This window comes from Gluconacetobacter takamatsuzukensis (genome assembly GCF_014174275.1).
Taxonomy (GTDB): domain Bacteria; phylum Pseudomonadota; class Alphaproteobacteria; order Acetobacterales; family Acetobacteraceae; genus Gluconacetobacter; species Gluconacetobacter takamatsuzukensis.
In genome coordinates this window covers 96,423-110,617 of the sequence record NZ_JABEQK010000009.1, presented here as the reverse complement: position 1 = coordinate 110,617, position 14,195 = coordinate 96,423, and the positions used below count along the sequence as shown (strand labels likewise).

At 67.2% G+C, this 14,195-nt stretch carries 11 protein-coding genes; 2 read left to right on the top strand and 9 right to left on the bottom strand.

Annotation, left to right across the window (positions count from 1 at the left end; genetic code table 11):
- Nucleotides 1-2: 2 nt before the first annotated feature.
- The 9 genes from HLH27_RS12470 to HLH27_RS12430 form a co-directional block, all read right to left on the bottom strand.
- Entirely contained in the window at nucleotides 3-2,288 is a 2,286-nt protein-coding gene (locus tag HLH27_RS12470) for a molybdopterin-dependent oxidoreductase (RefSeq protein WP_182950364.1), read from the bottom strand.
- 92 nt (nucleotides 2,289-2,380) lie between these two features.
- Nucleotides 2,381-3,715: an NtaA/DmoA family FMN-dependent monooxygenase gene (locus tag HLH27_RS12465; protein WP_182950363.1), complete on the bottom strand. Its 1,335-nt coding sequence runs from the start codon at nucleotides 3,713-3,715 to the stop codon at nucleotides 2,381-2,383.
- 29 nt (nucleotides 3,716-3,744) lie between these two features.
- On the bottom strand, nucleotides 3,745-4,707 hold the full coding sequence (locus HLH27_RS12460; protein ID WP_182950362.1) for an ABC transporter substrate-binding protein: 963 nt from the start codon (nucleotides 4,705-4,707) through the stop codon (nucleotides 3,745-3,747).
- 29 nt (nucleotides 4,708-4,736) lie between these two features.
- Nucleotides 4,737-7,229, bottom strand: a complete 2,493-nt coding sequence (locus tag HLH27_RS12455; protein ID WP_182950361.1) for a TonB-dependent receptor plug domain-containing protein — start codon at nucleotides 7,227-7,229, stop codon at nucleotides 4,737-4,739.
- Between the two features lie 293 nt (nucleotides 7,230-7,522).
- Nucleotides 7,523-8,266 carry an RBBP9/YdeN family alpha/beta hydrolase gene (locus tag HLH27_RS12450; RefSeq protein WP_182950360.1) on the bottom strand — a complete coding sequence of 248 codons (744 nt, stop codon included), beginning with the start codon at nucleotides 8,264-8,266 and terminating at the stop codon, nucleotides 7,523-7,525.
- A 53-nt stretch (nucleotides 8,267-8,319) separates the two neighbouring features.
- On the bottom strand, nucleotides 8,320-9,429 hold the full coding sequence (locus tag HLH27_RS12445) for a D-alanine--D-alanine ligase (protein ID WP_246375852.1): 1,110 nt from the start codon (nucleotides 9,427-9,429) through the stop codon (nucleotides 8,320-8,322).
- Nucleotides 9,430-9,831: 402 nt separating this feature from the next.
- Entirely contained in the window at nucleotides 9,832-10,389 is a 558-nt protein-coding gene (locus tag HLH27_RS12440) for a flavin reductase (protein WP_182950359.1), read from the bottom strand.
- Nucleotides 10,379-11,092, bottom strand: coding sequence for a peroxiredoxin-like family protein (locus tag HLH27_RS12435; protein ID WP_182950358.1), 714 nt, complete (start codon nucleotides 11,090-11,092; stop codon nucleotides 10,379-10,381). The genes HLH27_RS12440 and HLH27_RS12435 overlap by 11 nt, the downstream gene beginning before the upstream one ends.
- A gap of 97 nt (nucleotides 11,093-11,189) precedes the next feature.
- A complete protein-coding gene (locus HLH27_RS12430; RefSeq protein WP_338029896.1) occupies nucleotides 11,190-12,083 on the bottom strand; it encodes a LysR substrate-binding domain-containing protein in 894 nt (297 codons plus the stop codon).
- Nucleotides 12,084-12,251: 168 nt separating this feature from the next.
- Here HLH27_RS12430 and HLH27_RS12425 point away from each other — a divergent pair, with 168 nt between their 5' ends.
- Nucleotides 12,252-13,340 carry an LLM class flavin-dependent oxidoreductase gene (locus tag HLH27_RS12425; protein WP_182950357.1) on the top strand — a complete coding sequence of 363 codons (1,089 nt, stop codon included), beginning with the start codon at nucleotides 12,252-12,254 and terminating at the stop codon, nucleotides 13,338-13,340.
- 41 nt (nucleotides 13,341-13,381) lie between these two features.
- A complete protein-coding gene (locus HLH27_RS12420; protein WP_182950356.1) occupies nucleotides 13,382-14,191 on the top strand; it encodes a class II aldolase/adducin family protein in 810 nt (269 codons plus the stop codon).
- Nucleotides 14,192-14,195: the final 4 nt, after the last annotated feature.

The window sequence follows — 14,195 nt, the reverse complement described above, 5'->3', positions numbered from 1 at the left end:
CGTCAGGCGATGAAGGTCGGCGGGTCGAAGGCGCGGACGGGCGGGACATGGTCGGCGCGGCGGATGCCGACGAGGCAGCTGAGGGCCGCGCAGCCCTGGGAAAAGCCGGAGGCGCCGCGATCGCGGGTCAGGACATTGGGGTTGCCGTGACGGTCGAGGGGGCCGTCGCCATCGGCCCAGGCGCCCGTCGAGAGACGCAGGACGCCGGGCATGATGTGCGCCGACAGGACGGCGCCGGCCAGGCATCGGCCCCGGTCGTTGAAGAGCTCGACGATGTCGCCGTCCGCGATGCCGCGCGCCGTGGCGTCTGCCGGGTGGATATGGACGGGTTCGCGACCGGCGATCTTGCCTGCGCGACTGAGCTCGGCATGGTCGAGCTGGCTGTGCAGCCGCCGGGCAGGCTGATCGGAAATCAGGTGGAAGGGAAAGGCATGTGACAGGTCGGCGCCCAGCCATTCGTCGGGGGCCATCCATGCCGGATGGCCCGGACAATCGGGCAGGGCGTAGGACAGGATGCGCTGCGAGGTGATTTCGATGCGGCCGCTGGGGGTGGAGAGCGGATGGGATAGCGGATCGGCGCGGAAATCGGAAAAGGCGATCTGTGATGAAGAAAATTCGGAAAGGTCGATCAGTCCCTGGTCCCAGAAATCGTCGAAATCGGGCAGGGGGATGCCGGATTCGGCGGCCTTGCTGCGACTTTGCCCGTACAGGCGCCGGAGCCAGCCCGTTTCGTCCAGCCCTTCGGTGAATGCGCGGCCGAAACCCAGCCGGTCAGCGATCCGGGCCAGGATTGCGTGATCGTCCAGCGCTTCGCCGGGCGGGTCGGCCATGCGGCGCATGGCGACATAGAGACCCTCGCGCGTTGCGAAACCGATATCGTTGCGTTCGAGGCTGGTGGTTGCCGGCAGGACGATGTCTGCGAATCTTGCCATCGGTGTCCAGTATTGTTCCTGGACGATGATCGTCTCGGGCCTGCGGAAGGCCTGCCGCAGGCGGTTGAGATCCTGATGGTGGTGAAACGGGTTTCCGCCCGCCCACCAGACCAGCCTGATATCGGGATAGGTGTGGCCTTGCCCCTTGTAGGTGAACGCCGCGCCGGGGTTGAGCAGCATGTCCGCGATGCGGGCCACGGGGATGAAGGCGGTGACCGGGTTCCTGCCCTGGTCGAGTGTCGGCCCCTTCAGCCATGGGGCCGCGCTGCCGATGGCGTTCATGGGGCCGTAGCCCACCGCGAAGCCGCCGCCGGGCAGGCCGATCTGCCCCACCATGGCGGCCAGCGCCACGATGGCCCAGAAAGGCTGTTCGCCATGGCTGGCGCGCTGGAGGCTCCATGCGCAATTGAGCATCGTGCGATGCGTGGCGATTTCGTGCGCCAGGTCGACGATGCGCCGTTCGGGGACCTGGGTGATGGACGCGGCCCAGGCGGGGGTCTTCGGCTGGCCGTCGATGCCGCCGCGCACGTATGTCAGGAAATAGTCCGAGCCGACGCAGTAACGGTCGAGAAAGGCGTGGTCGGCCAGGCCCGCGCGGTCGATCTCGTGGACCAGCGCGAGCATGAGCGCGGTGTCGGTGTTGGGGCGGATGGAAACCCATTCGGCCGCGAGCGTGTCGTCCAGGTTATCGCGGACCGGGGAGAGATTGACGAACCGGACCCCGGCGGCGGCGGCCTGGCGCAGCGCGCCCCGCACGCGATGCCGGCCGGCGCCGCCGGGGGAGACCTGGGCGTTCTTTTCGGGGATGCCGCCGAAGGTGACGAACAGTTGCGTGTTGTGGGCGATGACGTCCCACGATGTGGCCCCGGCGCTGAGATCGTCCATCGAGGCGACGATTTCGGGCATCAGGGCGCGGCCCGCGCCCAGGCTGTAGCTGTCGACGCTGCGCGTATAGCCGCCCGCGAGGTTGAGAAAGCGGTGCAACTGGCTCTGGGCGTGGTGGAAACGGCCGGCGCTGGCCCAGCCATAGGAGCCGCCGAAAATGGCCTGGTTGCCGTGCGCGGTGCGTACGCGCTCCAGTTCGGCGGCGATCAGGTCGGTGGCTTCGTCCCACCCGATTTCGACGAAACCCTCTGCGCCCCGGCCGGCGCCGGTGGCACGGTGGCCGGCGGCGCGCCAGGAGGCCCGGATGGCGGGCTTCGTCACGCGCAGGTTCATGACCCCGGCGCTGCGCTGGTCGAGGCCGATCGGGGTGGGGGACGGGTCGTTCCGCCACGGTGACAGGGGCGACCCCGGTTGTTCCGGATCGACCTCGTAGACGCCCCAATGGGCTGCGTTGTACCGGATTCCGGTCATCGGGGCCTCGGGAACCGTTTGCACACTTGCCCTGCGACCCTGCCGGGCGGGGCTGTCGTGGGGCGACAGTCTGGCCCGGGCAGGGCGTGGTTTCAAACGATGTCTTGCAGTCCCAGGTTTTCCCGCAGGGTCGTGCCGGCATAGTGGCTGCGGATCACGCCGCGTTCGCGCAGGATGGGGAGGACGTCGCGGACCAGGCGCCGGAACTGGGAGGGATGTTCCAGATAGATGTTCACCGCGTCGAACGCGCCGTTTTCGAACCATTCGGTGATGGCGTTCGCCACGGTCAGGGCCGAGCCGACGAAGGGCGAGGTGCCCTTGCCGACGCCGGCCGCCTGGCTTTTCTCGCGCGTCGATTCGATGACCTGGCGCAGCGTGAGGCCGTTGGCCTCGGCATGTTCCACGATCCTCCTGGCGCTGGTGTACCAGCTGCGCTCGGCATGTTTCAGGACGTCGGCGGGGAAGGGCAGGTCGGGGTCGTAGCGGGTGAAATCGTGCCAGCCGAACAGGCGGCCGAATTCGCCCAGCGCCTGCTCGAAACTATGATCCTGTTCGTCGTAATGGCGGGCGATTTCGGCCGCATGTTCGTCGGTATCGCCGATGATGAACTTGATGCCGGGGGCCACAAGCAGGGAATCGGGGTTGCGGCCGGCCTTGCGGGCGCGGGTGCGCAGGTCGGCGCGGAAATCCCTTGTCTTTTCCAGCGTCGTGGCGTGGGTGAAGATGACGTCGGCATAGCGTGCGCCCAGGTCGCGCCCGGGCTCGGAATCGCCTGCCTGGAAGATGATCGGCTCGCCCTGCGGCGAGCGTTCGATGTTGAGCGGGCCGACGACGCTGAAATATTCGCCCTTGTGATTGAGTGTGCGCAGCTTTGACGGTTCGAGGAACTGCTTTCGTTCGCGGTCCCTCGGCAGCGCGCCTTCCTCGTAGGAGCGCCACAGGCCGCGCACGACGTCGATGCTCTCGGCCGCGCGGGCGTGGCGGGTGGCGTAATCGTAATGTTCCTCGAGGCTGAAATTTCCGGCGGTTCCGGCGTCGCCGGTCGTGACCACGTTCCAGCCTGCCCGGCCGCGACTGATGAGGTCCAGCGATGCGAGGCGGCGGGCGATGCTGAACGGGTCGTTGTAGGAGGTGCTGAGCGTGCCGGCGAGGCCGATATGCTTCGTGACGACGGCGAGGGCCGAGAGCAGCGTCAGGGGTTCCAGCCGGCTGAGATAGTGGGGGGGCGAATGGGGGGTGATGAACTGGCTGTCGACGATGAAGATCCAGTCGAACTTCGCGTCCTCGGCCTGTTTTGCGACGTCGATATACCAGTCGATGTTGACGCTGGCATCGGCCGGGATTTCCGGGTCCAGCCAGCGGTTGTATGTGCCGGGGCCGCCGACGCCGGTGGCAACGATGCCGAGCTTGAGCTGCTTTTTTGTCATGTTGCGTGTCCGTATATGCGGAATGGTCGTTACTTGATGAGCGTGAGGGTCTTCATGTCGTTGCCCGGGGCGATGAGGCCGGCGCCGGCATAGGTCGCGGCGATGGCTTCGAGCGCCGAGATGTCGGTGGCGTCGGCCGGTCGCAGGGAGAAGGTGCGATGCCGGAGGACCTCGGCGACGATGTCGAGCGGCATGTTCTGCCAGTGGGCCGAGAGGATCCGGGCCCCTTCATCCTTGTTGGCGTTGAGCCAGGACGCGGCCTTGGTCAGGGCCTTGCGGATGATGTCGACGGTTGCGGGATTGTCGCGGACATAGGTGCGGTCGGCCATGTAGTAGCGGTTGTACTGCATGCCGGCCGCCACGCCGTCGCGCAGCACCGTGGCCTCGGGGAAGGCGCGGCCGAAGGTGAAGAAGGGATCGAACGTGGCCCACGCATCGATCGATCCGTTGCGGAAGGCCTGGAGGCTTCCGGCCTCGGGCAGGTAGACCGGATGGATGTCGGACAGGGTCATCCCCGCCTGTTGCAGGGAGAGAAGAAGGAGATCGATCGAGCTGCCCGATTTGGCCACGGCGACGGAGCGGCCGCGCAGGGCGCCGACGGAGGTGATGTTCCTGTCCTTGCGCGTCAGCAGGCCCAGCGCATGGGGGCTGGGGCCTTCTGCCGCATAGAGGGCCAGGTCGGGGAAGAAGGGATGGATGGAGACCGGTACGGCTTCCGCGACGTCGCTGAGGAAATCGACCTGGCCCATCTGGGCGGGGGAATGGCCCAGGATGCTCCATTCGGTCGTGTAGCCCGCGGCTGCCAGCGGCTGGTCGAGCAGGTTTCGTGCGCGGGCGATCTGGAACAGGATCGAGGATTCCTGGGCGCTGATGCGCAGCCGGTGCGAGGCGGCGGCGCGCGCCGGCCGGGTGGCGACGCCGACCAGGGCGGCGAGGGCGGCGGCGAGGATATGGCGTCGGCCGGGATAGGGGGCGGGGCTGTTCTGCGACATGGGCGCGGTTCCTGTATCGTGGCCTGGGATCACAGGGAGAATCCGACCCGGCCGTAATAATAGGAGCCCGAGATGGGGATGCCCGAGGACGCGGTGTCGTAGATCGAATTGCCGTTGTAGCGCAGGATGAGGGGCAGCTTGCGGGGGCGGACGTCGAACAGATTGTTGACGCCGAGCGTGACGTGCAGGCGATGGGACAGGAAATGCCGCGTGACCTCGAGATCGGTCATCCAGCGGGGCTGGTTCTCGAACTGCGCGAACTGCTCGATCGAATACCGGATAGCGGCGGGGGCCGCGATCTGGTACGTCATGTTGCCGGTGGTCTGGCCGTAGCGGGTCTGCCGCACGTTCACGTCCCATTCGCCGACCGTCCAGCGGGCGTTGAGGATGATCTTGCTGCGCGGGACCGAGGTGGTGAGCCAGCTGATGGCCTGGGCGTTGAGCAGGGGCTGGTTGTTGGTGTCGTTCGACAGATGGTGCAGGCGGGTGCGGTTGAGATCGATGCCGGCGGACCAGTCCACCTTGCCGAAGCGCCCGAAGCGCGTGGTGTAGTCGATATTGATATCGACGCCCTGGGTGCGGGTGCTGGCGCCGTTCGAAAAATAATTGGCGCTGACATTGCTGGGATCGAGATTCGGGGGCAGGTCGATTCCGGTCAGGGCGATCGCCTGTTCGGCGATGGCGCCGTTGTAATTGCCGCCGCCCACGATGCGGTCGCGGATGTTGATCTGGTAGGCGTCGGCCGTCACATGCAGGCGGGACAGGGGTTCGAAGACGACGCCGCCGCTGACATTGGTGGAGCGTTCGGGCTTGAGCGGGCTGGCGCCGAGAAGGCGCGCGGCCTCGGACGCGACCGCGAGGCTGCCGGCGGCGCCCGTGGGGGTGACGCTCAGGCTGCTGAAATGCTGCTCGGCCAGGGTGGGGGCGCGGAAGCCGTTGCTGATGGTCGAGCGGAAGGCGATGCGCTTCGACAGTTCGTAGCGCGCGGAGATCTTGCCGCTCTCGGAATTGCCGAAATCGGTATAATGCTCGAAGCGGCCGGCGAAATCGAGGTCGAGCCGGTCGATGGGGGAGATGGAGACGTCGGCATAGCCGGCCCAGACGTCGCGGCTCCAGTTGCCGGCCGACTGGGGGGTCAGGCCCGGGGCGCCCTGGAAGCCGCCCATGACGTAGGTCGGCGCGTTGCCCGAGGTAATGCCGTAGGTTTCAAGCCGGTGTTCGGTGCCGAATGCCAGTTTCAGCGGCCGGGACAGGACCCGGAAGGCGCGGGAAATATCGAGATTGTTGGTCCATTGCGCGTTGCTGTAACCGGCGGTGAAGCCTTTGGTCGGCGTGTAGCCGTAGGCGGCGTAGTAATTGAGATTTGCCGAATTGATCGTCGACAGCTTGCTTTCGTCGGCGCCGTAGGTCGTGCTGAGATCCCAGTGGAAGCTGCCGAACAGCGTGTCGCCGGTCAGGCCGAGGGTGGCGGCGTAGTCGTTTTCCTCGTTCACCACCGAGGGGTTGAAGCCGTAGGGATAGACTTCGGGGAGCACCGAGGCGAAGCGATTGGTCATGTAGTTTTGTATATGACGGTGCATATACGTGATGTTCATGTAGCCCTTGATGGTTTCCGTGATGTCGCGCCCGGCCTCGATCGCGAGGGATTCCCGTGTTTCCTCGGGGAGGCCGAAATTATAGTCCTCGGGGCGGTAGTCCCTGGAGCCGGTGACGTAATGGTCGGCGTGGTAGATCTGGCCGCTGACATGCAGGTAGCCGTTGCCGGCAAAACCGATTCCGCCGTCGGCGGCGAGCTGGTAGTCCCAGCCCGGCGACCCGTAGAGCGCGCCGAAAGGATGGGCGCCCGACTGGAAACTGGTGTTGAGCCCGCTGGGGTTTTTCTTGAGGATGATATTGACCACGCCGGCGATGGCGTCGGAGCCGTACATGGCCGCCGCGCCGTCGCGGAGGACTTCGATATGGTCGATGGCGGACACCGGGATGGTGTTGAGATCGACCGGTGTGGCGCCGTGCTCGGGGCCGGAATAGGTGGCGACGACGCCGGTGGTGTGGCGCCGCTTGCCGTCGACCAGGACCAGGACCTCGTTGGGGCTGAGGCCGCGCATGCGCAGGCCGGCGACGATGCCCGAGCCGCCGGTGATGCTGCTGTTGATCGACGGATCGGTGCGGACCAGCGCGTCGCTGACATTCAGTGCGCCGGTACGGGCCAGTTCGGCGCCGGTGATGATGTCGATGGGGCTGGCGCTGCTGCGTGCCGTGCGGTGCGCGTCGCGCGTGCCGGTGACGATGAACTGCTCTGCCGCGACCGCAGGCTGCTGCTGGGCCGGTTGCGGGGGCTGGGATGGGAGCTTGGCGTTGTCCTGCGCCGTGGCCGCCGGCTTTTCATGCGGGGAGGGGGTGGATTTCCGGACGGGCTTGCGATGGGGGGCTTCGTCCGTCGGCTGTACCGTGGCGGCGGCAGCGACATGCTGCGACGTGAGAAGAGCCGCGGTGACATAAAGAGAGTGACGAAACGCCCGCATCGTTTTTCCGGTCTGTATTGGTGTTTTTGGGAAGACCGTTGATATGAAGAGGAAGAGGGGATGACAAACGCCGTCTTTTAATTCGTTTCATGAGGGGAAATCATCGATCTGGATTGTCGCGACAGGCGGTTGGGGCGCTGTCCGTGGCCGGATGGCAAGTACGCCGGCCCGGCGATGTGGGGTTGCATGGCGAGCGACATGGGTGCGAGTCGGATCGGGAATCCGACGGATGTTCTCGATCTGGGCAATATATCGTTTTGGGAACGGGAATTGTTCTGTTCCGGTGGTATCCGTCAGCTATGGAAGGGTCCTGCTGTTCCGGTCCGCTCGGCAATGGGTGTCGTGAAGCCGTTTGGGCCGCGGGATTCCGTTTTTTTATGTGTGTGAATGCCGTCTTCAGGAATCTGGAGATTGCGCGCGAGGTGGAGGAGGGCGGACAGGCCGTTGGGCCAGAGGCCGACGCCGGAGGTGTTGCCGATATGCCCGAGGCGGCCGGCGTCGATCGGGGTGGCGCCCCATTGCGTGGCCAGGGTCTGGGCGCGGGGGGTGGACAGCCATTCGTCGTTGCGGCTGGCGACCAGGAGGGTGGGAAAGGGGAGGGGGGTGACGGGTAGCGGGGCGAAAGCGGCGACGCGGGCGGCATCGGGGCCCGTATGCTGTTCGACATCGGCCGGGGCGACCAGCAGGGCGCCGGCGACCATGCGTAAGGCGGGGGTGCCGGCCTGACGGGCCACCAGCACCGCGCCGAGACTGTGGGCGACCAGGATGGCCGGGCGGCGGCAGGCGCGCATGGCCTGGTGCAGGCCCTGGCTCCATGCCTGCGGGGTGGGATTTGCCCAGTCGTGCTGCACCACCCGGCGGACCGTGATGCCCTGCCGGCGCAGCAGGCCGGTCCAGCGGGATTGCCAATGGCCGGGACCCGAGCCGTAGAGGCCGGGGACGATGACGATCTCGAACGGGGCGAGCGGGGCCAGCGACGGGATGAGGGCGTGGGTGCGGCCGGGCCGGTCGTGGCGTGCGGGGGCGGTGGCGGGCATTGCGGGGAACTCCGGTATCGGCGGCGTTTGGGGCGTTCGGTGGTCTGGTGGCGTCAGTGGCTGGGGGGATAGAGGGCGATCAGCGCGGATTGCCGCCGCCACAGGCGCAGCATGTCGAAGGCGCCCCGGCTGCGATGGCCGCGACGCTTCATCCGGTTGCCGATCCGGAAAGCCCGGCCGTAGAAGCGGAACTGGATGCGGTACATGTCGGCCAGCGTGGTGCCGGGGGCCCACATATGGATGGGCTCGGAGCCGATTCCGTTGATCTCGATGATCTGGAAGGCGCGGCCTTCGCGCAGGCTGGAGACGGAGGCGAAGCGCAAATCCACGCGGCCGTGATGGAAATCGGGCATGGTGCGCAGGATGGCGTCGATACGGCGCGTCAGCGCGGGGGTGACGAGGTGCGTGGCATCGCGGAACGATGAGCCCTTGGAATGGTTGCCGGTGAAGACCAGCGGAATCCTGCGTCCGGTCTCCGGGACCTCGTCCAGCCGGGCGGCCAGCCGGGGCAGGTAGATGTGCGGCACCTTGCCGGCCCTGGGGTGGGCCAGCACCAGCGCGCGGAGGGTCGAGATGCCGTCGCCGGTGACGGCGGGGGCGCTCTTGAACGTCATGGACAGGATGCGGCCCCGGGCCTCGCCCGGCATGCGGGAGTAGAAGATGCCGGCTTCGTCCTCGTAGGGGATGAAATGCTGGACCATGACCGCGATCCGGGCCGGATACAGGTCGAGGGTGGCCCGCAGGGCATTGGGCCCGTCGATGAGGCGCACGCCCGCGCCCTTGCAGCCGATATCGGGCTTGAGCACGACGGGAAAATTCAGGCCCAGCCGGTCCATCGCCGCCAGGGCCCGGTGGTCGCTGCCCTGGCCGGTGGCGAAGACCTGCCATGGCGCGATCCAGGCGCGCGCGGCCGGGCCCACCTGGTCGAGAATGTCGCCCTTGCTTTCGCCGCACAGGCCGCCGGCGGGGATATGGGGATTAGCCAGTGTCGCGGCGGCGAAATCCCGATAGCGCAGGCCGAGCAGAATCCAGAACAGCACCAGCGGGCCGTAGACGATCCACGGCGACAGGAACTCGTTGGGCGACAGGGTGTCGGCCGTGCGGTCGGCCCGGTCGCCCGGGGTGGCCGGTGCGGGCGGCGGGTCGGAGAGGAGGGCGTCCATCCTGTTTCTAGCCGCCGGTCGTGGCCCGCGCGCGGTGCAGGGCGCGCGTGGGTGGGCTTGCGGGAAGGATGGTCATCGGATGGGTTCCCTGTGCCTGTTGGACGCATGGATCATGCTGGGCACAGATATAACGAACAATCGTCGTTCTTTGGAATATAAAACGACAAAAAATAGTTCATATTGGGCGGAGTCGGGTGGCGGCGGCCGGTTTGGGGGCGTGTCAGCGCACCGGGTCGGGGTGGGATAGTGCCTGACTGGAGTGTGTGATTTGGTTAGTTTGTTGTATAATAATGAAAAATAGACTTCGTGGGCGGAGTTGGGGCGTGAGGCATATAATACGATAAAATATGTGGATATGGGCGCTTGGCCGCGTTGAGGTGGGGCGTGGGGCGCCCCTTGGGGTCAGGGATGCCGCGATGGCGTGGGCCCGGTCTGCGGGGCGGGTGGAAGATGGTGGAAGCGGCGGTCGAACCAGGCCAGGCCGGTGCCGCCTTGCGGATGGAGGCGGATGGCGCGGACCGTGCAGAACAGCACGTCGTGGCTGCCGGCGGCGTGGATGGCGCCGATGCTGCAATCGAGCGTTGCCAGCGCGTCGCCGAACAGCGGCGCGCCGGTGGCATCGGTATGCCAGGTGCCGGCCGCGAATTTTTCCTCGGTGCTGCGGCGGCTGCTGGCGAATGCGGCCGCCAGATCCTCGTGCCCGCCGGACAGCAGGCTGAGGCCGACCACGCCGTTGGCGAGGAACGCCTGGTGGGAGCGGTTGGTGCGGTTGAGGCAGACCAGCACCGTCGGCGGCGCGTCGCTGACGCTGGTGACGGCGGAGGCCGTCAGCCCGTGGCGGCCCGCCGCGCCGTCGGTCGTGACCAGTGTGACCGGGGCGCCGAGGCGGCTCATCGCGTCGCGGAACAGGTCGGGCGTGACCGGCGGGGGGCGGAGGTCGAGCAGCGCGTCAGGCGGCATGGTGCTGGGCCTTTGCCGGCTGGCCCTGGGCGTCCAGGCCGAGGGCGGAGAGGATGGCGGGGGTTTCCGTACGGTCCATCCAGTCGGGCGAGATGTCGGCATAGCGGACCGTGCGGCCCGGCGTGATGACGATGACCGCCGGCTTGGGCAGTTCCCACGACGCGGTGCCGTTCAGGGCCTCGCTGGTGCCGCCCTTGGCCAGGGCGGCCTCGCGCGACGGGGTGTCGAAGACATAGGTGAGGCCGAGGGCGCGGGACAGGGCGAGTCCGGGGTCGGAGAGGATGGGGAAGGGGAGGTCCTGCCGGGTCGTGATCTCGGCCAGTTTTTCCACCGGCTGCGGCGAGATGGCGGCCAGCGCGATGCCGGCGGCTTTCAGCGCCGGCCACAAAGTGTCGCGGTAGTAGGGCAACGCGATATTGCAGGCCGGACAGGTCGCGAACCGGAAGAAGACCAGAACGGCGGGGCCGTTGGCCACCAGCGCGTCGAGCGTGACCGGCTGCCTGTCGGTGCGCGTGAGCGTGGTCGGGGGCAGGGTGTCGCCCGCGACGACGTGTGGCCGGGTGCCGTGCTCGCGCACCAGCAGCGCGCGCTGGTTGAGGTTGATGGCCAGGGCCTCGGGGCTCCAGGAGCGCCTGCGTTCGTCTTCCACGGCCTGGAAGCGCGCGCGCAGGGACGGGGCGGTGGCGGTCTGTTCTGTACTCATGCTTGGGGCGTCCCGGAATAAGGTCGAGGGCCCGATTATGGGAGAGAGGGCACTGTTTCGACTAAGGAGTTTCCCTCAAGGATCACCTTGGCACCGCTCATCGACCGTTGGCGGCCTGGGCGAGGAGGTCGCCCAGATCCTGCGCCACTTCGGACAGGCCGTTGCGGCGGATCAGGATGGTTTCGATTTCCGGCACCGGGGGGAGCGCGCCCTGGGCGATGATCGGCAGGCCTTCCGACATCGCGAAGCGGCGTGTGCGGCAGCTGACGCCGAAGCCGCCGCGGACCCCGGCGCGCATGGCGGGCAGGTTCGGGGTTTCCAGCACGATGCGGTAGTCGCGCCGGTCCTGGCCCAGCACCCGCAATGCCGCATCGCGAAAGCGGCAGGGGGGTTCGAGCAGAACCAGCGGCAGTTCGCTGCGTTCGGTGTTCGCCGGGTCGCCGAACCAGACCATCGGGTCGGCGCCCACGATCTTCCATGTCGCGTCGGGCCGGTCGCCGTGCTGGCCGAGGCACAGGACCAGGTCGAGGCGGGTGCGGTCGAACATCTCCAGCAGTTCCGCCGAGCCGCCGACGCGGATGATCAGCCGCGCGCGGGGATGTTCCAGCCGGAAGCGGCACAGCACGTCGGGCAGGATCGTGTCGGCGAAATCCTGGACCATGCCGATGGTGATGGGATCGTGCTCCTGGTCCTGGCCCAGGGTCTGGACGATCCGGTCGTTGAGGGCGAGCAGTTGCCGGGCGTAGGCGACCAGTTCCTCGCCCGCGGCACTGAGGAGCAGGCGCCTGCCGTCGCGGCGGAAGAGCTTTTGCTGGAGCACGTCTTCCAGCCGCTTCATCTGGAGGCTGAGGGCCGACTGGGTGAGGAAGATCGTCTCGGTGGCCTGCGCCATGGAACCGGCCTCGACGATCGCCACGAACGAACGCAGCAGCTCGGTCGGGACGTTCCGGGCCATGCGCTGGGGGAGGCTGGGGGTGGACGATTGTGACACGGCGGGGGCTCCGGACCGATGGGGACGGGTTGGACGTCCATATTAACGAACATAAATCGTTATATGATTATTTTTGTCTTGTTCTCCGCACGGACGCAAGTGCAAGTGAGGGTGTTGATCCATCAATGAACGATTAATTATCGTTGAATATGCGTCGGAGGGCAAGGGATGTCCGTGGAATTCATCGGCTATATCGGCAGCCGCAACCAGTCCGAGACCATTCCGCCGTCCGGCCCGGTCATCGACCTCGGCCATATCGAGGCGGCGGCGAAGATTCATGAGAATGGCGGCTTCGACCGCACCCTGATCGCCTTTCATTCCAATTCGCCCGAAAGCATCCTGCTGGCCCAGCACGCGGCCTCGGTCACGCGGGAGCTGGGGCTGCTGATCGCGCATCGGCCGGGCTTCAATGCCCCCACCATTGCCGCGCGCCAGTTGGCGACGCTCGATCACCTGACGCGCGGGCGGGTGGCGCTGCATGTCATTACCGGCGGCAGCGATGTCGAGCTTCAGGCCGACGGCGACCATACCACCAAGGCCCAGCGCTATGCGCGGACCAGCGAGTATCTGGATATCGTGCGCAGCGAATGGACCAGCGAGGCGCCGTTCGATTACGCCGGGGCGTTCTACGACGTGCGGGGCGCGCACTCGCTGGTGCATCCGTATCGTGCCTCCGGCATTCCGGTCTATTTCGGCGGGTCTTCGGACGAGGCCATCGCGGTGGCGGGCAAGCATGCCGATGTCTATGCGCTGTGGGGCGAGACCTACGAGCAGGTGAGCGAGACCGTGGCGCGGGTGCGGGCGGCGGCGGCGCGGCATGGCCGCGTGCCCCGCTTCTCGCTGTCGCTGCGGCCGATCGTGGCCGATACCGAGGAGGCGGCCTGGGCGCGGGCGGACAGCATTCTGGAGACCGCGCGCGCGTTGCAGGACCGGACCGGCTTCGTGCGGCCCGCCGAGATCCCCAACGAAGGGTCGCGCCGGCTGCTGGCGGCCGCCGCGCAGGGTACGCGGCTGGACAAGCGGCTGTGGACCGGTCTGGCGGCGCTGACCGGGGCGCGGGGCAATTCGACCGCGCTGGTCGGCACGCCCGACCAGGTGGCGGAGGCGCTGCTGGATTATTACCGCATCGGGATCAGCACCTTTCTGATCCGTGGCTTCGATCCGCTGCTGGATGCCTACATCTATGGCCGCGACCTGATCCCGCGCGTGCGCGCGCTGGTTGCGGCCGAAGAGGGCGCGCGGACCGAGGCGGCGTGACGGCGGGCATTGCATATTTTCAAGGACAAGGGACGATCGGCATGAATGCGATCACGCCGCCCGCCGCGCGGGCGCAGGATTCGGCACAGGCGCGGGAACGCCGCCTGGTACCCCGTGCGCCGGCCGCATCGTTCGCGGAGGAGCGGCTGCATCGCAAGCAGCGCCTGGCCGCGACGTTCCGGCTGTTCGCGCGCTATGGGTTCGACCAGGGGCTGGCGGGGCACGTGACGGTGCGCGATCCGGAATTCCCAGACCGGTACTGGATCAATCCGCTGGCGGTCCATTTCTCGCAGGTCCGGGTGTCGGACCTGCAACTGGTGGATCATGACGGGGCGATCCTGATCGGGGACCGGCCGATCAATACCGCCGGCTTCACGATCCATTCGGCCCTGCACCGGGCGCGGCCCGATGTGGTGGCGGCGGCGCATACCCATTCGACCTACGGCAAGGCGTTTTCGGCGCTGGGCACCGAATTGCTGCCGATCACCCAGGATTCCTGCGCCTTCTACGAGGATCATGTGGTGTTCGACCCGTTCAGCGGGGTGGTGCTGGAGGATAGCGAGGGGGAGCGGCTGGCGGCGACGCTGGGGAACCGCAAGGCGCTGATCCTGCAGAATCACGGGCTGCTGACGGTGGGGCCGACCATCGAGGCCGCCGCCTGGTGGTTCATTGCCATGGACAATGCGGCGCACACCCAGCTTCTGGCGCAGGCGGCCGGGCCGCTGAAGCCGATCGCGCCCGATATCGCGCGGCTGACCGCGAGCCAGGTCGGCACCGACCAGGGGGGCTATTTCTCGTTCCAGCCTTTGTGGGACTGGATCGTGGCCCAGGAACCCGATCTTCTGGATTGACGGA

Coding starts and splice junctions, on each gene's coding strand:
- HLH27_RS12440 (WP_182950359.1), bottom strand. CDS start 10,389: ATGCCGCCTGACGCGCTGCTCGACCTCCGCCCCCCGCCGGTCACGCCC.
- HLH27_RS12460 (WP_182950362.1), bottom strand. CDS start 4,707: ATGTCGCAGAACAGCCCCGCCCCCTATCCCGGCCGACGCCATATCCTC.
- HLH27_RS12435 (WP_182950358.1), bottom strand. CDS start 11,092: ATGAGTACAGAACAGACCGCCACCGCCCCGTCCCTGCGCGCGCGCTTC.
- HLH27_RS12470 (WP_182950364.1), bottom strand. CDS start 2,288: ATGACCGGAATCCGGTACAACGCAGCCCATTGGGGCGTCTACGAGGTC.
- HLH27_RS12425 (WP_182950357.1), top strand. CDS start 12,252: ATGTCCGTGGAATTCATCGGCTATATCGGCAGCCGCAACCAGTCCGAG.
- HLH27_RS12455 (WP_182950361.1), bottom strand. CDS start 7,229: ATGCGGGCGTTTCGTCACTCTCTTTATGTCACCGCGGCTCTTCTCACG.
- HLH27_RS12420 (WP_182950356.1), top strand. CDS start 13,382: ATGAATGCGATCACGCCGCCCGCCGCGCGGGCGCAGGATTCGGCACAG.
- HLH27_RS12445 (WP_246375852.1), bottom strand. CDS start 9,429: ATGGACGCCCTCCTCTCCGACCCGCCGCCCGCACCGGCCACCCCGGGC.
- HLH27_RS12465 (WP_182950363.1), bottom strand. CDS start 3,715: ATGACAAAAAAGCAGCTCAAGCTCGGCATCGTTGCCACCGGCGTCGGC.
- HLH27_RS12450 (WP_182950360.1), bottom strand. CDS start 8,266: ATGCCCGCCACCGCCCCCGCACGCCACGACCGGCCCGGCCGCACCCAC.